Below are 21,141 nucleotides of genomic sequence, written 5' to 3'. Positions count from 1 at the left end.
ATATCAGGTTTTATGATCAGAAAGAACATTTCAGGTTTATACCAAAGCGACGGGTGGTGGGTACTGCCAGGTTATCGTATCCCTGCGAGTTACCAACGCCGAGCGAACTGACTTCCGGGTCGAAGTTGGTATACTTCGGGAAGTTGGGAGCGCTGTACCAGAGGTTTCTGCCGGTAACAGAAATGAAGGCAGACCCGAAAGGTGTTTTACCTAAAAAGCTTTTGGGAAGTTCATATCCCAGTGCCACTTCCCGCAGGCGAAATACGGTAGCATCGAATACTGATCCTTCATTAATACCGCCGTTGCCGGGGCCCATACTGCTGCTGAAGAAATGATCTTCAAAAGACAGCGCCACGTTATTCGGGATCTTATTGCCTTTGTCGTCCAGCAGCGGCGTTTGTGTATTGATATCGCCCAGCACGCCCGGCGATACAATGGTAAACTCGCGGTTTTCCATATCACGGGTAACGCCGCGCGACAGCATTTCCGCTACGGTGCGGGAGTACAGTTGTCCGCCTTGTTTCCAATCGAACAGGATATTCAATGAGAAGCTGCGGAAGCGGAAAGTATTGGTAATGCCTACCATGAAATCGGGATTGGGATTACCGATTGCTTTGAGTGCGCCGGAGATCAGTGGTTTACCTGTGTTGGGATCTATGAGCACATTGCCTTCCTCGTCGCGTGCATAGGCTGTTCCCTGGATAAGGCCGTATGGTTGTCCTACTACATGCACACTGCTGGTACCGTTGGTGCCGCCATAGCTGAAGCGTTCATATCCTCCCAGGTCGCGGATGATGTTCCTGTTACGGGTGAAGTTGGCCGAGATATCCCAGTTGAGGCCATTATTGGATTGCAAGGGCACTACCGTTAAACCCAACTCCACGCCTTTGTTGGTGGCTTCACCCAGGTTAAGGATCTGGGTAGTATAGCCGGAAGAGGGTGCAGCAGTAACCTCGAAGATCTGCGAAGTACTTTTCTTATTATACCAGGTAAAGTCAATGCCTATACGATTATGAAAGAACTGCAGTTCTGTTCCCAGTTCCAGTTCCGTGATAAATTCCGGTTTCAGGTTAGCGTTGGTGAGCAGGTTGGCCTGTGTAACGACGTTATATACGCTGCCACCTGCCGGCGTAAAGGGCAGTCCTACGTTTGCCGGCGTAGTGCTGGCGCCGAGGATCGGGTTGATCTGGTAAAAGTTTTGTGTTTGATAAGGAGAGGCTTCGTTACCTACTTTGGTATAGCCTGCTCTTATTTTACCAAAGTTCAGTACTCCTTTGGGCAGATGCAGCGCTTCTGTGAATACCAGTGATCCGTTTACACCGCCGTAGAAATAGCTTTTGTTATTGGCGGGCAGTGTAGAGGAAATATCGTTGCGTCCTACAAAGTTAAGGGAGGCAAAGTTTTTATAATCAAAGGTGATGTCTGTAAAGAAGGCGTAGTAGCGTTGTTTCAGGATGTTCCTGTTATTGATCAGCTGTATCGGTGTTACCGAGCTGGTGTTGTTCATGTCTATCAGGTCGGCCACGATGATATTATCCCCGTAAAATGCTTTCCTGTCTGTAAGCCGCTGGTTCACATTGTTACCAACGATTGCCCGCAGCGATATATCTGATGTAAGAGGTTTGGTGGCGGTTACCAGCAGGGTGTTATCCAGTTCCTGGCGGTAAATATTATCTGATGTGATGCTTCCGTTGGGATAGGAAGAGCTGCCTTTACCGCGTACGCTCATTCGCCTGTCGGTGTATGCGTTAAAGCCGATGGTATTCTGCACATTCAGCCAGGGCAGCGGATCGAAGCCCAGTACGAGGTTACCGTAGTACCTGTCCACGTCGCTGGTAGAAGGACTGTGTTTCACTGACCAGTAGGGATTATCAATTCCCGTATAGTCGTATACGTTACTACCATCCAGCGGGTTCTCGTAAGGGTAGTTAGTGAGATCGTAGCTGGTTGGTACGTACATGAGGGTAGACATGATAGAGCCTGTGAGGCCGCCTACCGGTGGTGTTTTTTGCCTGGTGGTGACGTAGTTGATAGCGCCGCTGGCATAGAATTTATTTTCCAGCCGGATATTTCCGCCGATGTTGACAGAGGAACGGGTTATTTCATTGCCGGGTACTACGCCTTTATTTTTTGTGTTGGAGAAGCCTGCGTTGAAGTTTCCTTTTTCGCTACCGGAAGAGATGGTGATGGCATTTTCGTATACGCTACCCTGGCGGAAGAAATTTTTCGCATTGTCCTTCGCATACGATTTGTAGGGCACCTGGATGGGCGTTACGCCATCTGCTTCGTAGAACTGCGGGAACACGGCGGAAGAGAACTGCCGCGTGAGCTGATGCGGAACGGTAGCGCGTGTGGGCAGGATGCTTTCCACTCCTTCAAAGGGCTGGCCCCAGGAAGCGTATACCCCTTGCCGGTAGTCGTTGTTGGTACCTTGTCCGTATTTGGTTTGATAATCGGGCAGGCCGGACACCTGTTCCACGGAATAGCCGGTGTTGTAAGTAATTTCTGTGCCTTTCCTGCTTTTCTTTTTACCTGCTTTCGTGGTGATGATGATAGCGCCGTTAGCGGCTCTTGATCCATACAATGCGGCGGCGGCAGCGCCTTTCAGCACCGTCATGGTCTGGATATTATTCGGATCGAGGTCGAATGCGCGGTTGGTAACGCCTGCGCCGCCTACGGTGGTCGCGCCCACGTTGGCGAAGCTGGAGTTATCGAAGGGAACGCCGTCTACCACAAACAGCGGCTGGTTGTTGCCATTGAGTGAGGAGTTACCGCGGATGGTGATATTGGTACCACCTCCGGCTACGCCGCCGGCAGATTGTACATTCACACCGGCTACTTTCCCGGTAAGGGCTCTTACGGGGTCCGGTTCTGATTTCTGTGCCAGTTTATCCGAGGTAATGGTGCTTACGGAGTAGCCTAGACTGTTTTTCTGGCGGGCAATTCCGGCGGCTGTAACCACGAAGTCCTGCAATTGTTTTACGGCGGCTTTCAGTCGTACGATACCGGCATCAGCGGCTTTTACTTCGGTGATGCTGTAGCCGATGGCGGTAACTACGAGGGTGGCGCCTTCTTTGACTTTCAGGGTGAAGGTGCCGTCGCCTGCCGACGTGACGCCATTGCCGGTACCTTTTTCCATGACGGTAGCGCCGGGGAAGGGATCGCCTGTTTCATTCAGTATTTTTCCTTTCACTACAATATCCGCCAGTGCGATGGAGGTCATCATATCCGGGCTGGCGGTACGTTTAGCGGCGGCGTCATTATCTGTAAGAATGATATAGTCATCGTTCACTACAAAACCTATTTCGAGGCGGCCGAGGAGCCGGTCGAGCACCTTACCGAGTGCTTCCTGGTCGGCCCTTGCGGATACTTTCCTGTCGAGCGCGATGTGGCTGGAGCTATATACAAATTTCACTTCTGCTTTGCTGTGGATCTGGTTCAGCACACCTTTCAGGCTCATATCATCTGCCTGCAGCGATATTTTCCTGTCGAGAACTCCCTGGGCGTATGCCGCAGCGGGATGCGTAATACCATAGAGTAATACGCCTGCCATCAGGTTGGCCGCCGTTACTTTCTTGCATTTGGACAGGAAGGCATTTGTCTTTAAATTTATGAGCATAGACCTTGTACTTTGTTAGATTTCGGAAAGAATTTGACAAAGGAATTCCCTTACCGCGCTGTCACGTGGTGATAAACAGGGCTATTTATCATAAGCTGGCGGGGCTGTCACCCCTCCGGCTTTTTTAGTTGGAAATGATGTTAGCCATGATGTTAGATTTTTGTGTTTGACTCGGTTTGATTGTGGTTGATAACAGGTTCATTTTTCACTTTTTTTGTTTGAGTAAAATAGTTTTGCCGTTGATCCCGAAGTCCAGGTTGAGTGCCTGGCTGATCATCTCCATTGTGTGTTGTAAAGACTGGTCAGTAAAATCTGCCGTGATTAGATTTGTGTTGATTACTGCGTCCTGCAGTTGTATGTTTATCTCAAATTTATTTTCTATCCGTTGTAAAACCTGTTGCATGGTGGCATCGTTGAATGCCATGTTATATTCTGTGCCTTTTGTGATATCGCTGATGGGCGGCGTTCCTTCTTCCTCTTTCCGTATAGCCGTTCCTGTTGTGGCATATATTGCCTGTTGTTCCGGGTACAATACGACAGGAGCCGATTGCGGCGCGCTGAGTGCAATTTTTCCCGTCAGCAGGGTCACCTGTGTTTCTTTGCCTGTTTCCCGGATATTGAAACTGGTACCCAGCACCGTGGTGGTGAGTGTGCCGCACTTCACCAGGAACGGATGCCGCGGGTCTTTCGCAATTTCAAAGAGGGCTTCGCCCTGCAATGTTACTTCGCGGTTACCGGCGCCAAAACCTGCCGGGTAAATTAATTTACTATTTCCTTTGAGCCAAACGATAGAGCCATCGGACAGGATATGTTTTTTAGTTTTGCCGGGAGTACTTTGCAGCGACACCAGGCGATGCGGCGCTACTATGTTCAACATTTCCTTTTTGAATATAGCGCCGGCGATAATGATACCCGCGATGCAGGCAGCCGCTTTCCAGTAGCGGAACAGCGATGTTATCATGCCGGGTTGCCGGTGTTGATTGATGCGCTTTACCAGGTGATGGTATCCTGCTATTCTGGCTGCTTCCTTTTCTGCTTCGGGCATCGCATCAAATGCGTGTTCCTCGCCTGTTGCATCCAGCCACTGCTCCAGCTGTTGCGCTTCCGCAGCTTCCAGCGTGCCATTTAGATATTTCTCGATTAAATTTTTAAGATCCTGGTTGTTCATCAGTTTTTCACACTTGTATTTAATCAGGCAGTTAATAGTGTCACCTATAGATAAGTACACTTTGAAAAGCGTAACACCTACGTCTTTAAAAAAAAAATTTAAAAATAGAAAGACCGGGTAGGCCATATTACTGTTGCAGGGCTGTATTCAGCACCAGGATGATGAGGCACAGGTGATGCCCCAGCACCATTCTAAGCTGCCGGAGCGCTTTGGTAAGATGGTTTTCCACTGTTTTGTGAGAGATGTTCAGTGTATTGGCGATGTCGGTAACAGAAAGATGTTGATGGCGGCTCATCCTGAATACCTGCTGGCATTTTTCCGGGAGCCGTGATACTTCTTTCTCCATGGTATTTTTCAGATCGGTAGCCGCGATATTTTCCTCGTTGGAATTATCGGATCGCTGTTCAGGTAATTGCGCAAACTGGTGGATATAGGTTTTGCGGATACGGTCTGATTTGAGATAGTTGAGTAGCTGGTACTTTACCGCGGTAAATAGATACGCGGAGAGCGTGTGTGTGAGTTGCAGTTCTTCATGTTTTTTCCAGAGGGAAAAAAATACTTCCTGGATAATTTCTTCTGCTATTTCTTTACTTTTCAGCCTGTTGTAAACATATCCGTATAAACGGGGCCAGTATTCGTTGTAGATAGCCTCATATGCACCCATATCACCTTCCTTCAGTAAGGCTAATATGTGAGATTCATCTGATTGATTATATTTTTTTATAATGTTCAATATTTTCGTTTATTCAGATGTTATAAACATAAACAAACGAAAAAAATACCAATTATCATAATAATAGGATGATAATTTATGTTGGAACACTTAAATAAATTGATTTTTTATAGGTAACGTGTTAAGTAACATGATAAAATGGCCTGGAATAAAAAAGAAAAGGCCGCCTTGTTACGGGACGACCTTTCCTGCCTATGAGTGGTTGGTTAAATATTATCTTCTCTTCCTGTAAAGTAGTAGTGTAGTAGCAAAAATCAGCAGTGATACGGGTATTACGCCAAAGAAAAGTATTCGCATGGTCAGGATCCCCTGATCATCGCTGTCGATTACATCTTTTGATCTGATGGCGCCGGTATTTACGGGGAAATCGCCGTAGGTAAACCAGCGGAATAATTCTGTGATCAGCGACTGGTTCCATACGGAAGGTTTGCGCCGCGCCAGCTCGCCGGTGCTCATAAAATCGGCATCGCCGGTAACAATGATGCGTTGGGTTTTGCCCGCCACTTCTCTTTCGGCGGCAATGGCCAGTGCCTGGTTATTTTTTGCCAGCAGCAGCGGTACCGTGTGGAAACCGTGCTGTTGTGCATACTGAAGATTCACAGCGCCCGGCATGGATACCACCGCACTATCACCCTTGAATGCGGCGAGCTTTGGTGAAATTTTCCCGGCATCGTCTGAAAAACGGGCGAGGATAAAGTCGGGTGCATAGTCCCTGCTTTCCTCCTGTACCGGCGCTGCGCCGGGTTGCACGCCCAGTTGTTGCAGTAAAGGTTGCAATATTTCCTGTGATCCTGGTTCTGTGATCACGAACAGGTTTCTGCCGCTGGCAATATATTGGTCCAGTTTTGCCTGTGCTGCCGGCGGGAGGGCTGTTTTCGGATCAGCAATTACCAGCACTGAAGTGGCGGCAGGAATTTCTTCACTGGTAAGATTTACGGTATCTACATTAAATCCCTGGTTAATCAACGCCCCCCTGAAGGTGAGTTCATTTACAAACATCCTGAATGCGGCATCACCTGCTTTTGTGATGCTTCTTTCGCCGTTGCCGGCAACAAACGTAACCAAGGGTATTTCAACAGGTGTTACGATACGTTTCAGCGCAGCGGTAAATTCCTGTTCGCCGGGATATATCATGATATCGTTGTAATACCGGAGAAAAGTTTTCTTATCACCATATTGCAGGAGCCTTACCAGCCGGTTTTCTTCAGGCCCGAGATCCACCATTTTCCGGATCTGTGCAGGTGGAATTACTTTCTTGTAATCCAGGTCCTGGATATCTGCTACTTTTTTTGCGATGGCGGCATCGCTTTCTCCGGGGTAATTTTTATAGAGATTTTTGTTGTTGGCGAAGTCGTAGTAATACACATATTCCATTTGCAGGTTGGGCATAAACCGGCGGTAGGGTGTGAGTATTCTTTCATCCGCGCTTTTCTTCTCCGGTGCGCCGAGGTAGTAATTATCGTCGAGGATATTCACATAGGTGGTAATTTTCAGCGGCTTGTCCATCGCCTTTACCAATTCGCGGCTTTGCAGGCCGAGTGTATGGGTTTTGGTAGCCGTCATATCCACATACCCTGTAAAGGACGGGCGGGAGCTGATATACCCGGTGAGGAAGCAAAGCGCTATCAGTCCGAGGTACCTTGCGGTACGTATCCACGGTGACTTTGCCTCCCGCTGGTCTTGCAGCCGCATGCCGGTAATGGCCAGGAAAAAGCCGATTACAAGGAAGAAGTAAAAGGCGTCTTCTGTGCTGATCAGTCCATAAATAAATTGTTCGGTTCTACCTGAAATAGACATAAAATAGGTAATATGCCGCACTGCATCATTGCCCTGGAACAGGCCGCCGATAAAGTTGAGACCGGCCAGCACTGCCAATGTGCTGATAGCTGCCACCACCTGGTAGGTAGTAAGCGAGGACATGAACAGCCCGATAGCGGCATAGGCGCAGATGAGCAGGTACAATCCCAGTGCGCCCGAGGCCAGCAGTTTCCAGTCGATATGCTCAATAAAAAACGAACCGGAAATTCCATAGAGGCAAATGATAACCAGCAATAGTGCGCCGTATCCCATCATGGCTACATACTTTCCCAGTACGATGTCCCTTACTTTAATGGGAGACGACAATAATAATTTAATGGAACCGCTGTGTGTTTCCCGGCTGATGAGGCCCATCGTTAACAGTGGAATATAGAAGTACAGGGTATTTTTCACGCCGGGGTAAAATCCTTCCTGCTGACCAGTGAAGATCATGGAAGTAACATCGGTGAAGTGATGTCCCATACGTTGTGCGCGTCCTATCATCTGGATATAGTGAAGGAAGTCGATTCCTATTTGTACCGGGAATACAATTAAGATAAGCCAGGCTACCGGCGAATGGAACAGGAGGCTCAGCTCCTGGCGGGCTATTCTGATAATTATTTTCATTACTGTATGGCAGGTTTAGATTTTTTATTGGATAACTGTGCGAAAATGGCGTCCAGGGAGCTTTTCTCCAGTGTTATTTCTTTGAGGCGCCATTTTTTTTGCACGCTCATTTCCACGATATTTTCAGCGATATCGGTGGCGGGCTCAAATCTTACGCGGATCGTTTTTTCTGTCAGGAACTCCACGTCTTTAATGCCTTTGATGGCTCTCAGTTCCTTTTCTTCCGGAGGGTTTTCGAGGGTGGTGATGAGGCTGTCCGGTTCTATATAATTGTTGAAAGATTCCATGGTGTCTTTAAACACCATTCTGCCGCCTTCTATCATAATAATATCCTGGCAGGTAGCCTGTATTTCCGAGAGAATATGTGAAGAGAAGATTACGGCGCGATCTGTGGCTATTTCTTTGATCAGCTGGCGTACTTCCAGGATCTGGTTGGGATCCAGGCCATTGGTGGGTTCATCCAGCACTACCAGCAGTGGCGTGTGAATGAGTGCCTGCGCGATGCCTACCCGCTGGCGGTAGCCACCGGAGAGGTTGCCGATGAGCCTTTTGCTGAAATGTGCCACACCGCATCTTTCCTTCACGGTATCTACCGCTGCTTTTATACGGCGTTTATCTATCAGGCGGAGGTGGGCGCAAAAGGTAAGGTATTCATCTACTGTTTGTTCGAGGTAGAGCGGTGCATTTTGCGGCAGGAAGCCAATCCTTTTCTTTGCTTCTTCCGGGTCGGCCCTCATATCGATGCCTTCAATGAGCACCTGGCCGCGGGTTTGACTTAACACTCCGCAAAGAATGTTCATAGTAGTGGATTTGCCGGCGCCATTGGAGCCAAGCAACCCTACAATGCCTTTCTTGTTGATTTCGAAACTGACATCTTTCACTGCCCAGTCTTTACTGTAACGGTGTGATAGTCCTTCAATTTTAACGATGTTGTCTTGCATGTGTGATTTAATTAGTCAATAGGAGGTTAATGACGCCGGCAGGTTACCGGCGTCACAAATGGAACAGGGAGGACAGGAATGACTTATGGATTCAGCGGCCAGTCCGGGTTGAATACAGTAGCATTGGGCCACAGCTGGCGCAGGTAATTATTACTACCGGGCAGCAACTCATACGTTTTGCCTTCTGCGGTATGCTTTATTATTTTCTGAAAACGGGTTTCTTTGTTCAGGCGTTTCAGGTCGATGACCCGCATCCCGGTGAATGCCATTTCCCTTCTTCTTTCTTCCAAAACAAACCGTAATACCTTCTCACCATCATTACTGAAGTCTGCCGGGGTAAAGGCTTTATAGGCAGCGGGTGTAATCCGGTTGAGTCTTAATTTATTGATATCTGCGAGGGCAGCTGTTAAATTGTTTTCACGGGCAAAGCATTCTGCGCGGGTCAGGTACATTTCCGGCACATTGAGATAGTTGCTATAGAAATCTCCGCGGAGGAAGATCTTCACCTGGTACCTGGACATGTAATTAAACGGTGGCGCGGGAGGCCAGCCATCGGCATAGTATAATGTCCAGCGTTTATCGTCGTTGGTAAAGAGTGCACTTAATTCCGGGGAGGCGCAAACATCCATGGCCAGTCCGAATGGTCGCAGGAAGTGCCGGGCCACGATGGTTTCTGTATTAAGCTGTGCGTCGGGGATGTTGGTCCATCCGAGCGGCGCACCGGGAACATTTGGAAACGGCCCGGGGATCGTGATCTTATAATCATTCATGTTGGCCAGCTCACTTTGCAGCGACAACGCCAGGTCCGCATTTTTGCGGGCATTGACGTAATCGCCCATAAAGAGATAGGTTCTGGCCAGTAAGGCGTATCCGCCTGCTTTACCTGCCCTGAACTTTGTGAGCTTATGATTTAGCGGCAAATCTGTGATGGCGGCGTTGGCATCGCTGAGTACCTGGTCGTATACTTCTTTTACCGTGTTCCTTTTGAATTTTGCGTTGATGTCTGCAATCAGTGCAATGGGAATACCGTCCTGCGTGGCGGCGGTGGCGGCATCATAATGCTGTGCGTATACATTTACCAGCTGTAGGTGTTCCATTGCGCGGCCCAGCAGGGCTTCCGCGCGAACACTTTTTTTGTTGGCTTCTGTACCTTCCGTTGCATCCATGATATTGTTGATGATGCTGTTGTAATAAAAGATCCTTTTATAGCCTTCACTCCAAAGGAAATCGTTGGTACCTTGTTCATACGGCGCGGGGTTGAAGGTATAAATTTTCCGGCCGGGCAGTTGTTGCTTCGTGAAGAGGTTGCCGGGATTTCCTTCCGGCAGGAAAGCATCGTCTGAGAGCAGGTCCCAGAAGTAATCACCGAAGTTCACTACGGTGCCGGAGTTAAGCATATTCTCGTAATCGGCTACTGTTACCGGGATAAATTTATCCTTTGGTTTTATATCCAGGAACTTTGTGCAACCGGATAAGATCAGTATGCCGTAGATGATATAAAGATGTAATTTTTTCATGTTTCCTGGTTTTAAAAGGTGATATCTATTCCTGCCATGTAAGTGGACATTACCGGTAATGTTCTGTTAGCGTACTGGCTGGCGATTTCATAAGCTTCAGGATCAATTCCAACGGAGTTGTTGTACCAATGGAAAGGATTTTGTACCTGCAGTGTTAATTTGGCGGAAGATAATTTTTTGACACGGGACAATACGGGCGCAAAATTATAAGAGAGGGCAATATCCCTTACTTTGATATAATCTGCCTTGAGTACATTTTGATCTGAGGCGTACCAGATGAGCGTATAATAGTTGCCGCCATTACCTTTGAGATCGGGCGCCGGTAACATGCCGGGTTTATTTTCATCGCCGGGTTTGCGCCAGAAGTTCATCACCCTGCTGTCTACATTGCTGCGAGGGAAACCATAATCGATAACAGGCACCACATCTCTCATCACATTTCCTCCATTGGCAATGATCATGATACTTAGCGTGAGTTGCTGATAAGTGAAGGTGTTGGTAAAACCAGTTGTGTATTTCGGTCTTAATGTGCCGCTGTATACAAGGCCGTTTATATCCGTCATGTTGGCCACAATGGTACCGGACTGGTCATAATTCTTTACCACTTTTCCTGCGGCATCGTACACCATCATGGAACCGTTAGCCGGATCAAGACCTGCCGATCTGAAACTGAAAACGGCATCCATCGGGTAGCCAATGCGATTTACGCCGTAGCCACCGGTAAGGCCGTATACATTTTCATCCCTGGTATTTATTTCTGTCATCTTGTTTTTATTGAAGCTCAGTGCCAGGGTGCTGCTCCAGGTGAAATATTTCTTGTTTATATTGAGGGTGTTGAGTGCCAGCTCAATACCTTTATTATTTAAGCTGCCGTAGTTAATCAATGCGCTGGGAAATGCGTTGGTGGGATCGATGGCCTTTTCTCCCAGCAGGTCGGTGGTTTTTCGGATGTAGTAATCTATTGATCCTGACACCCGGTTATTTAATACGGCGAAGTCGACACCAATATTGGTAGTAGCTGTTTTTTCCCATCTTAATGATTTATTTGGCGGATAGATGATATCCGTTGCGGTGGCATTGGCTTCAGAAAAGAAGGTAGATCTTGCCTGGAGGTAGGGTCCTACCGTTCTGGCCACGTTTCCGCCGAGGCCGTAAGTAGAGCGGATGCTCAGGCTGTTTAACCAGCTGATATCTTTCATGAAATCTTCTTCAGACATTCTCCAGCTGGCGCCAACAGACCAGAGCGGCAGGTAGCGGTAGCGGGGGTCGGTACCAAAGAGGTTGGAGTTATCTACCCGTACGCTTCCGGTAACGTTATACTTCCCGTTGTAGGTATAGCCGGCATTACCATAGGCAGAGATGTATCTGTCTTCTCCATAATAAAAGTTATTATTTTCGTTATACCTCATGGAGAAGGTGCTGCCCAGGGATTCTGTTCCTTTCAGATTGCCGAGGGCAATTTCATTTACCGGCAGGTATTGCAGGTTATTATCGTTATAGCCCATTTTAAACACGGAGGTCGACGTTTGTGATACTGCCCTGCGTTCCACACCGGCTAATGCCGACACGTGATGTTTTGTGCTGATATTTTTGTCGAAGTTCAGTTGTGCGCGGGCGGTATAGGATTTTGAATTGCCACGTGTTTCGTATAGTTGTCCACCGTCAGGTACATTCTTCACCAACTCCCCGTCGATGACCTGCGCTGCGTCGTTGATCATATTTTTGGTGTAGTAGGAGTCGGGAGAATAATATGATTTATTGTAACTGCTGCCGCGTTCTGTCTGGTATTTCAGATCCAGTGTAAGGCCGCTGATAATTTTAACGGTGAAGCCACCCTGCAGCCTGAAGTAATTTGACCAATAGGAAAGATCTGATTTATACAGCTCATCCAGCGGATTAAATGTTTCATCATACAGCCCGAGGTTTTTCAGGCGGTCTATTTCATAGGGTGACTTTAATTTAGTGAACGGGGCGGAGCTGCCATCGGGATTTTTCAGCACTTCGTAAGGCATATTCCGGTAAAAGGATTCGGGGCTTTCGCGGAGATACTTCCCGTTGCGGATATTGGTATTGGCGCCTACTTCTGCGTCCAGCCATTTAAACACTTTCACTTTATCTTTCATGCCCACGTTAATATCTTCATTGCCGGTACGGAAACCGTAGTCCCTGTTACCTGTATAATTCATCATGATATTATACTGGTGAATTTCGTTTCCACCGCTGGCGGAGAAGCTGTGGCGTTGTTTGACACGGTTACGCATGAACAGGTTTTCCAGCTGGCTTTGCCCGTTAGCGTTCCTTAAATTATTGAGGGTATTGTCGAGATCAGTTTTGCTGATGAGATTTTGCTCATAATTATAAAGTGCTTCCATTGCTTTTGGCTGGCCTGCACGTTTGATGACATCGTTATAACCAGGATGCCAGCTATTGAACAGTTCCTGTTGCAGATCCACCATCTGGGAGGAATTGAGCAGGTGCATATAACCTGCGTCGGGGGTGCCTGTTATAAACGCGGTGCTGTTGAAGTTGACCGTGAGTTTCCTGTTGCTGCCATACCTGGTGGTAATAGAGATCACGCCATTGGCTGCCCTGGTTCCGTAGATCGAGGCGGCGGCGGCGTCTTTCATTACTGTTACATTCACTACATCAGCGGGGTTGATATAGTTAAGGTCTCCTTCGAATGGAAAACCGTCCACCACATATAGCGGGTTTTGGTTGCCGTATAAGGTGGAAAGTCCGCGGATATTAACGGCGCCGTTCTGCATAAAGAGGCCGGGCACAGTGCCTTCCAGGCGGTCCATAATATTGGTTTCCATCCTGGCGCCGAGTGTTTTTTCTGTAATCACGCTGAATGATCCGGTGGCACGTTCTTTTGGAATTGATTGATAGCCGGTATTGGCCGTAACATTTAATGCTGATAAGGTAGCCGAGATGACAGACAAAACGATGTTACCGATATTCCCGGTTCGCAACATACCGGAAGTCACTGTCACCTCTTTTGTTTTATATCCTATAAAGCTGATGCGAAGTACATCCCCGGCAGATACCGGCAAGGTGAAGTTGCCTTCTGAGTTGGTAATAGCGGGTTGACTGGCGCCAGGCACCTGCACCGTAGCCCCGATGAGGGGAATGCCGGTGCTGTCGGTAACATGCCCTGTTACCGGTGATTCTTTCTCTGGTGTGGCGCTATTCGCAGCAGCAGGAGGCTTGCTGTACAGCATGATGGTGTTGCCTGCTATTTTATAGTTGAATGGCTGGTCCTTCATCACCAGTTCCAGGAAGCTGATCAGGGGCATATTCTGCACTGATACTGATACGGTGCCGGCCTGTTTCAGGAGTTCAGATTTACCCCACACCACGAAACCTGTTTGTTTTTTGATGGCGGCAAAAAGTTTTTCCATTGGGACGGCTCGTCCGGAAAAGGTGACAGATTGCGAAAATGTGTTGGCTGATACATGTAAGCAAATGGTAAGAAGGAGAACACTGGTAAATCTCATAATCCGGAGCATTTTGGTTGGGAGCCGGCACGGCAAGTCCCAACGGCTCCAATAAGCAGTTTTTTGCATAGATTTGCAACGTTTGGTTGTTAAAAATGGAGGTCTCGAAACCTGATTTAAGTCAGCCAGCAACTTTCCGGAAGTGTTGGTCGCACTTCCGGTTTTTTTTGCCGGTCAACCTGTTTTAGTTGATATTCATTACTGGCATAGTGTTTCAGTTTTACGGTATCCGGGATAAATAATATACGTTAAGGCATTACGATCAGCCGCCGGCCCTCTTCCAGCCGGAAATGCACATCCGACCGTTCCAGCCCCGCGAGCACATCAGAGAGTTGCAGGGTTCTGCTCATCTCACCAAAAAAATGAACATCGGGCACATTTCCTTCATACACTACTTCCAGGTTGTACCAGCGTTCCAGCTGCCGCATCATTTCCCGCAGGCCCACTCCTTCGAGGTTAAACAGGCCGTTTTTCCAGGCGATGGCCTTTTCCACATTTGCGTTCCGCGTTACTTTTATACCTGTATCACCTGCCTGTAGCTGATCTCCTGGTTTTAACACCACGCTGCCAGCGGTTTGATTGGTAAGGGATATACTGACCGCTCCTTCCACCAGCGTAGTATAGCTATTCTTTTCATTCGTGTATGCGTTTACGTTAAAACCGGTACCGAGTACCTGGATGTCCATTTTCCGGAGCACATTCACCCTAAAGGGTTGTGCTGCGTTGCCGGCAACTTCGAAATAGGCTTCCCCGGAGAGTTCCACTCTCCTTTCCTTTCCTTTGAAGGCTACAGGAAACTGCAGGGAGCTGGCGGCATTGAGCCATACTTTGGTGCCATCCGGCAGTACCACCTGGAATTGCCGTCCTTTGGGTGTGGTGATGGTATTGTATTCCATTTCGCCTGCACCCGGGGCTTCCTGCGTGTATTGGAGGCCGTTACTTTTCAGGACTAGGGTAGTTCCGTTCTGATGGGTGATGATACCGTTTCCCATGCTGTCGAGCACCATCTGTGAGCCATCCGCCAGCGTAAGGATGGCGCCATTTTTCCCGGGAGCTATGTCCTGCAGCGTGTTTCCGGCGATAACAGCAACCGGTTGCCGGCGATGATAGTGGCTGATAAACCAGGCAGCTGCCCCAAACAGTAACACTACAGCGGCCGCCCATCCCCATTTGTGGAGGAAATGTACACGGTGAAGCGGTTTGGTAACCGGGTCGTTTGATAGTTTATCCGATGACAGGATCTGGTCAGCCACCTGCATCCAGTGTTGCTGGTTGTAAGCCGGCAAGGCGGTTGAATGATGTTCCTGCAGCCAGCCTTCCACGTCGTCGATAGAAGCGCCGGTTTCGTCCCGGTCAACCCAACCGGTTAATTCGTCCAGTTCTTCCTCTGTGGCAGTGTGTGTTGCCAGACGATCGAGTAAATATGCCAGTCGGTGGTGATGTTCCATTTATGAAGGTGATACAGGTAAATGAAAGTGATGTATGTCCCCTTATCTATACCAGACAATTGAGCGGGGAATTGGTACCGAAAAAAAGTGAAGTTTTTTTTCAGAGGGACTGTTTATTCAGATGAGTATATCTATCAATATGGCCAGGAGCAGCGGGTAGCCGGCCTTTTGCAGGGAGGAGCGGATATTTTTCAACGCCATTACCAGCAGGTTTTTCACCGTGCTGATGGCGAGATCCATATGTTGTGCGATTTCACTGCTGGAGAGTCCCTGTTCACGGCTAAGGCGGTAGATTTGTTGCTGCTTCTCCGGTAATTGCTGCACAGCCTTGTTCACCAGGCCCAGCAACTGCCGGAATTCAATCATGTCTGCCACCGGCAGGTCCTTACCCGAGCTGTCTTTTTCATAGCCAACGGTATGCATTACTTTATCGCGGATGGTTTGGCGACGGACATAGTTCACGGCCAGGAAAAAACAAATTTTTTTAATCCAGGCGCCTGGTTGTGCCACTTCCGTGAGTTGGTCGCGGGCTACCCATATTTTGAGAAAGGTATCCTGTACCAGGTCGTCTGCCACTGTCACTGATCCGGTAATACGTGCTGCCATCGCCTGCAGGCGTGGTGCATAAATTTCAAAAAGACTCCTGAACGCAGATTCGTCGCCGGCCGCTATCCGCTTATAAAGGTCAGGAGCATCAATAGAATGGCCCTCGCTCATTGACAACCTTGCTTGCGTGAAATAACAAATGTGACGGCAAGGTAGAATAATAATGTAAAATTCCATAGCACCCGGGGAAATGTGCTGACGGACGTATTTTATTAACGGGAAAGCATATAAGCTACCAGCGCCATGGCAGTGATACCTGCTACATCATTCCAACGGAAAGGGGATGTCTGGCGATAGTTGTTTAAATGATGGTGAGATGGATAGGCCTCGTATATCAAGCTACTGCTGTTGCTGCTGTCCTTGACAGCGGGCAGGTATTGCTGCCATGACCACTGTTTATGGTTGGCAGTCTGCCCAAAGGAATTGGTTTTCGGGGCCGGCAGCGGCAACATTTCTTTCTTGCCGGTGATCGCGCTGCTGTCCTGCGCAGGTGCGGTTAAAGTAACGCCCACGGTCAAACCGGCGGTGAGCATGATTGCCCGGAAATAACTTTTCAATTGATCTGGTAGTAGCATGGTAATAGTCCTCCTGTATTCAGGACGCATGGAATTCGCCGTTCCCCTATGCGCGGGGTATTTTTTTTCCGGCAAAATAAAGAGCCTTTGTACTGCAGGGCAATACAAAGGCTCTTTATTTTTATAGAGATAAATTACGCCTGGTTGTTTTGCACCGGAAAAAGCGTGCGCAGCGCGGGAATACGTAAAAAGAGGCTTACCCATACCAGGATACCGAACACCACCGGGAAATAATAGGGTTCGTTGATCCTGGACATGATGGCTACAGCGCCGCCGAGGTAAGCGGTGACCAGTATCGCACCCAGTATAGCCGTACGGGGAATGGCATACAAAATAGTGGCGATGAGCAATATAATGCCGATACCCTGTACCTGTTCTGCCGGCCAGCCCAGCTTTACGCTGCCTTCCATGGAAGTGATGTTCTTAATTACTTTCATGATGGCGTCTACCAGGAGAAAGAGTACACAAAGAACGGTGATTACCCAACCGGTAACATTAGCTGCTTTAGAAGGAGCTTTCTTATTCAGATAAATTGTTTGCGCTTCCATATAAGTTGTTTTTTTGTTTTTGTTTGATTTGATTGACAATACAAACTTACCGGCATTTGTGCGCATTCCTGCTGGGGAAATACGACATTCTTACTGGTTGATTGCGACAATTCAGGAACATCTTACCTTTGCGTCATGGATTATTTCAAAAAGCAGCTTGATTTATTAAAAACAGAGCGGGAAGAAGACAGGAAATCATACAAACAAATGACGGAATCCACATCTGTAGCAGATCGCAGGGCAAACGGACTTACCTGGTACCCTATTGCTATCAGGGGATCAGAGATGAGCCGGGGAGATTACCTGACGGTGGAAGTGGAGCGTACCACTCACCAGGACCTGCCGCATCAGCTGCGTTTTGGCGCTTCTGCCTTATTATTTTCCAATCATGATCCAAAGCAGGATCATCTTGAAGGCACCATCACTTACCAGGGCGGGAACAGGCTGAAGATCACCCTGCGCACCGACGAGCTGCCGGAATGGGCCAGTGATGGTAAACTGGGCATCGACGTACTTTTTGATGATAACAGTTATGACGAAATGCAAAACGCCCTGAAACAGGCGGATGCATTGCAGGATAAAGTACCCGAAGGACGGCTGATAAAAATACTGACCGGGGAAAAGAAACCCGTGTTTCATCCGGATATTACTCCTTATGTAAATCCCGCGCTGAATGCCTCCCAGCAATCGGCCGTTAATAAAATACTTTCCGCCGGCGACCTGGCCATTGTACACGGTCCGCCCGGCACTGGCAAAACCACTACCCTGGTACAGGCCATTAAAGCGCTGATCAAACAGGAGCAACAACAGATACTTGTGGTGGCGCCTAGTAATACCGCAGTGGATCTGCTCAGCGAAAAGCTATCGGATGAAGGACTGAATGTGTTGCGGGTGGGCAACCCGGCGCGCGTATCAGAGCGGCTGATGTCGCTCACGCTCGACAGCAAAATATCTGAGCATGCCAGTATCAAAGAAATCAAGCGCCTGAAAAAGCAGGCGAATGAGTTCCGCGACATGGCCCACAAATACAAGCGTAACTTTGGCAAAGCAGAAAGGGATCAGCGGAAAGCCTTGTTTGACGAGGCCCGCAAGATCATGAAAGAAGTAGGCAATACAGAGCAATATATTATTGACGACCTGATCTCCAAGGCACAGGTGATTACGGCCACCCTGGTGGGCGCCAATCATTATACCGTGAAAAATTTAAAGTACCATACGGTTGTAATAGATGAAGCCGGGCAGGCACTGGAACCTGCCTGCTGGATCCCCATCCTGAAAGCGCAAAAGGTAATCCTTGCCGGAGACCATTGCCAGCTATCGCCCACCGTAAAATCGGAGGAAGCCGCCCGTAAAGGTCTCAGCACTACCCTGCTGGAAAAATGCACCGCCCTGCACCCCGAAAGCGTAACGCTGCTGGAAGAACAGTACCGTATGCATGCCACTATCATGGGATATTCTTCCAGTATCTTTTATGAAGATAAATTAAGGGCCCATGCCTCTGTTGCCGGACACCTGCTGTTTTCCGAAGATAACCCGCTCAGCTTTGTAGACACTGCCGGTTGCGGTTTTGATGAAAAGCTGGATGGCACCAGTACCACCAACCCGGAAGAAGCTGTTTTTTTATTTAAACATCTTACCCGGCTGGTAACTGCGCTGGGGGAACATTACCAGCCGAAAGACTTTCCCACGGTGGCGGTTATATCTCCCTATAAACAACAAATACAATTATTAAAAGAGCAGCTGCATCACTCCCCGTTGTTGCAGCCCTATGCAGACAAAATATCTGTGAACACCATCGATAGTTTCCAGGGACAGGAGCGCGATATTGTGTATATCAGCATGACGCGCAGCAACACCGAAAATAAAATAGGCTTCTTATCAGACATCCGGCGGATGAATGTAGCGATGACCAGGGCCCGCAAGAAGCTGGTGGTGATAGGCGACAGCGGCACCCTTTCCCAGCTTGGGTTTTATGCGGACTTCATCACTTATGCGGAGCACAAAAACGCCTACCAGAGCGCATGGGAGTTTATGGATGTGTAACGCTGGTTGTCATTACCTTTTCCAATACCTCAAAAAAAGCGGGTTGCTGTTCAAACATCGGGAAGTGACCCGAAGCCTGGATCCAATGCAGTACGATATCCGGGCGGATGATCTTCAGTTCGTAGGTATAGAAAGCCAGGGGATCCTGGCGGCTGCCGATCACGGTTACCGGCCCTTTATATTGCGGCAGGTTTTTACTGAGATCAAAATGGGTCCGTTGCAGGTCTGATACCATTAACCCCTGCATACGGACATTGGGTTTTGCCACATAAATCTTCCCCATGAGGCTGTCGATGTCCGCTTTGTTGTAAATGTATGCCAACCGTATGGTGCGGTTATACAGCGCACTGTCTGCGCCAGTTGCCCTCCCTCCTTCTATCTTTTTGCCCAGGGAATCCATCAGCGCCAGGTCGGATACACCCAGGCGTGCCCGCAGGTTGTTCATGTGCGTGGTCATGAAATCGGCGGAGAACTTATAGTAGCCAGGATTTGCCAGCACCAGGGCGCGCACCTTTTCCGGGTGGGCAGCTGCGTAACTCATGGCCAGCATCGCGCCCCAGGAGTGGCCGTAAATAACGGTTTTGCTGATCCCTTCTTTCTGCAGCAACCGCTGAATGTCTTCCACGGCGGCTTTGAGGTTAATAGTGGTGGAATCGAACGGTACGGGGATGGATAAGCCGGTGCCCCGCTGTTCCAATAAGATGGCCCTGTAATGCTTTCCCAGCTCAATCGCCACTTCTTCCTGCTGCAAACAGGAGTTGCCAGGGCCGCCAGACAACACTATAACAGGGCTTCCCTTCCCATAAGTATGATAATAAAGCCAGCCGTTGGGGTATTTCAGTGAGTCCAGTTGCTGTGCATGGATAGGCAGGCAATACAGCAACGTGGTTAACAATAACAACAGTTTCATAAGACGGTTTTTCTCCATTAAAATAGGTGATTTCAGGCATATAATGCGCCTGTTCCCCTGAAAGCCGCTGCTGTAAAGGACAAATAAATCCTTGCCGGAAGCCTGAAAAACCGTAACTTTGCCCGTTTTTCGGGATAAGATAAATGGTAGCCTGCTCATAATGATCAGCCTGTTTATTTTTTGAATAAATACATTATGAGTAAAATAGTTGATTACAGGAAGTTACTGGGTGTTACCAAAACTACTGAAGTAAAAGAATTGAAAACGATCTACAGGAATTTAATGAAGGAGTGGCATCCCGATAAATTTGAAGGCCTGGCAGAAGAACAGAAACTGGAAGCAGAAGCAAAGAGTAAAGAATTGATTGAGGCTTATCACTTTTTAGTAAGTATAGCACCTGAAACAATTGCTGCTGCTTTACCACAGTACACAGCCACCATTTCTGCTTCTACCCTGGTGGATTTCTCCTATCAGAAACAAACGCTTCAGCTTCACTTTGAAGATGGCAGCAGTTATGAATACCTCGACGTTCCGAAAACATTATATATAAAGCTGATCAACTCTGATACGCCGGGCAGGTTCTGCCGCAGGCATATTTACCACGAATTTGTATACCGTAAAGTGAGCAAGGCGGTTGAAGCATAGCATACCTGTTAGTATGCTTTGTTTTAAAGAATAAACTATATTTGCGCCATGCGTTCATGGATCACAAAGATATCGTTGATGCTGGCAGTAATGGTTATTACTGCGCACAACGTTATGTTTCATGACCATCAGCATATCATTTCATCGTCCGGACACTCCGTCCACGATGATGATGATGACCACGATCATGATATGCAGCATTCGCTGGCGCTGAACCTGATTGATCACAGCTTCACTTCTCCCTCTTCCAGCCACCTGCAACACGAAGTGCCCGTTTTAACGCTGGCGCCTGCACCTGACCTGGTTTCTCTTCCGGAAGTTATCTGCTTTCTGATATCGAAAACCAGCTATCAGCAAAAGCAGGAATTTCCACCTCCGCTGCAAAGCCTTTCATTTTCGGCATTAAGAGCACCCCCTATTTTCCTTGCATAACTTCACCGGAATTTTGTTTATAAGACGGTTGTATT

General features: G+C 48.3%; 15 protein-coding genes. 3 read left to right on the top strand and 12 right to left on the bottom strand.

Features of this window, described 5'->3' with window-relative positions; translation table 11 throughout:
- Positions 1–16: 16 nt before the first annotated feature.
- From QFZ51_RS11640 to QFZ51_RS11590, 11 genes are all read right to left on the bottom strand, one after another.
- Positions 17–3,619, bottom strand: coding sequence for a SusC/RagA family TonB-linked outer membrane protein (locus QFZ51_RS11640; protein WP_429045972.1), 3,603 nt, complete (start codon positions 3,617–3,619; stop codon positions 17–19).
- A 205-nt stretch (positions 3,620–3,824) separates the two neighbouring features.
- Complete coding sequence (locus QFZ51_RS11635; protein WP_429045971.1) at positions 3,825–4,787, bottom strand: FecR domain-containing protein; 963 nt, start codon at positions 4,785–4,787, stop codon at positions 3,825–3,827.
- Between the two features lie 127 nt (positions 4,788–4,914).
- Positions 4,915–5,520, bottom strand: coding sequence for an RNA polymerase sigma-70 factor (locus tag QFZ51_RS11630; protein WP_429045969.1), 606 nt, complete (start codon positions 5,518–5,520; stop codon positions 4,915–4,917).
- A gap of 213 nt (positions 5,521–5,733) precedes the next feature.
- Positions 5,734–7,944, bottom strand: a complete 2,211-nt coding sequence (locus QFZ51_RS11625) for a Gldg family protein (protein ID WP_429045968.1) — start codon at positions 7,942–7,944, stop codon at positions 5,734–5,736.
- Positions 7,944–8,885, bottom strand: coding sequence for an ABC transporter ATP-binding protein (locus QFZ51_RS11620; protein ID WP_429045966.1), 942 nt, complete (start codon positions 8,883–8,885; stop codon positions 7,944–7,946). Before QFZ51_RS11620 ends, QFZ51_RS11625 begins: the two co-directional genes overlap by 1 nt.
- 83 nt (positions 8,886–8,968) lie before the next feature.
- A complete protein-coding gene (locus tag QFZ51_RS11615; RefSeq protein WP_429045964.1) occupies positions 8,969–10,402 on the bottom strand; it encodes a RagB/SusD family nutrient uptake outer membrane protein in 1,434 nt (477 codons plus the stop codon).
- An 11-nt stretch (positions 10,403–10,413) separates the two neighbouring features.
- Positions 10,414–13,803: a SusC/RagA family TonB-linked outer membrane protein gene (locus QFZ51_RS11610; protein ID WP_429045962.1), complete on the bottom strand. Its 3,390-nt coding sequence runs from the start codon at positions 13,801–13,803 to the stop codon at positions 10,414–10,416.
- Between the two features lie 344 nt (positions 13,804–14,147).
- Positions 14,148–15,347 carry a FecR family protein gene (locus QFZ51_RS11605; protein WP_429045960.1) on the bottom strand — a complete coding sequence of 400 codons (1,200 nt, stop codon included), beginning with the start codon at positions 15,345–15,347 and terminating at the stop codon, positions 14,148–14,150.
- Positions 15,348–15,464: 117 nt separating this feature from the next.
- The gene (locus tag QFZ51_RS11600) at positions 15,465–16,064 is read right to left on the bottom strand and encodes an RNA polymerase sigma factor (protein ID WP_429045958.1); all 600 of its coding nucleotides are present in this window, start codon (positions 16,062–16,064) and stop codon (positions 15,465–15,467) included.
- A gap of 101 nt (positions 16,065–16,165) precedes the next feature.
- The gene (locus tag QFZ51_RS11595) at positions 16,166–16,528 is read right to left on the bottom strand and encodes a hypothetical protein (protein WP_429045956.1); all 363 of its coding nucleotides are present in this window, start codon (positions 16,526–16,528) and stop codon (positions 16,166–16,168) included.
- 134 nt (positions 16,529–16,662) lie between these two features.
- On the bottom strand, positions 16,663–17,076 hold the full coding sequence (locus QFZ51_RS11590) for a DoxX family protein (RefSeq protein ID WP_429045955.1): 414 nt from the start codon (positions 17,074–17,076) through the stop codon (positions 16,663–16,665).
- A 135-nt stretch (positions 17,077–17,211) separates the two neighbouring features.
- On the opposite strand from QFZ51_RS11590, the gene QFZ51_RS11585 reads away from it, so the two are divergent.
- On the top strand, positions 17,212–19,119 hold the full coding sequence (locus tag QFZ51_RS11585; RefSeq protein ID WP_429045954.1) for an AAA domain-containing protein: 1,908 nt from the start codon (positions 17,212–17,214) through the stop codon (positions 19,117–19,119).
- On the opposite strand, the gene QFZ51_RS11580 is transcribed toward QFZ51_RS11585, so the two are convergent.
- Positions 19,106–20,029, bottom strand: a complete 924-nt coding sequence (locus tag QFZ51_RS11580) for an alpha/beta fold hydrolase (RefSeq protein ID WP_429045952.1) — start codon at positions 20,027–20,029, stop codon at positions 19,106–19,108. The two genes, QFZ51_RS11585 and QFZ51_RS11580, sit on opposite strands and share 14 nt — an antisense overlap.
- Positions 20,030–20,224: 195 nt before the next feature.
- On the opposite strand from QFZ51_RS11580, the gene QFZ51_RS11575 reads away from it, so the two are divergent.
- The gene (locus tag QFZ51_RS11575; protein ID WP_370912759.1) at positions 20,225–20,674 is read left to right on the top strand and encodes a KTSC domain-containing protein; all 450 of its coding nucleotides are present in this window, start codon (positions 20,225–20,227) and stop codon (positions 20,672–20,674) included.
- Positions 20,675–20,722: 48 nt separating this feature from the next.
- Positions 20,723–21,106: a hypothetical protein gene (locus QFZ51_RS11570; RefSeq protein ID WP_429045950.1), complete on the top strand. Its 384-nt coding sequence runs from the start codon at positions 20,723–20,725 to the stop codon at positions 21,104–21,106.
- The last annotated feature ends 35 nt before the right edge of the window (positions 21,107–21,141 follow it).

The sequence above is a fragment of the Chitinophaga sp. W3I9 genome, assembly GCF_050434025.1.
GTDB lineage: Bacteria > Bacteroidota > Bacteroidia > Chitinophagales > Chitinophagaceae > Chitinophaga.
This window is presented reverse-complemented; position numbering and strand designations above follow the sequence as displayed.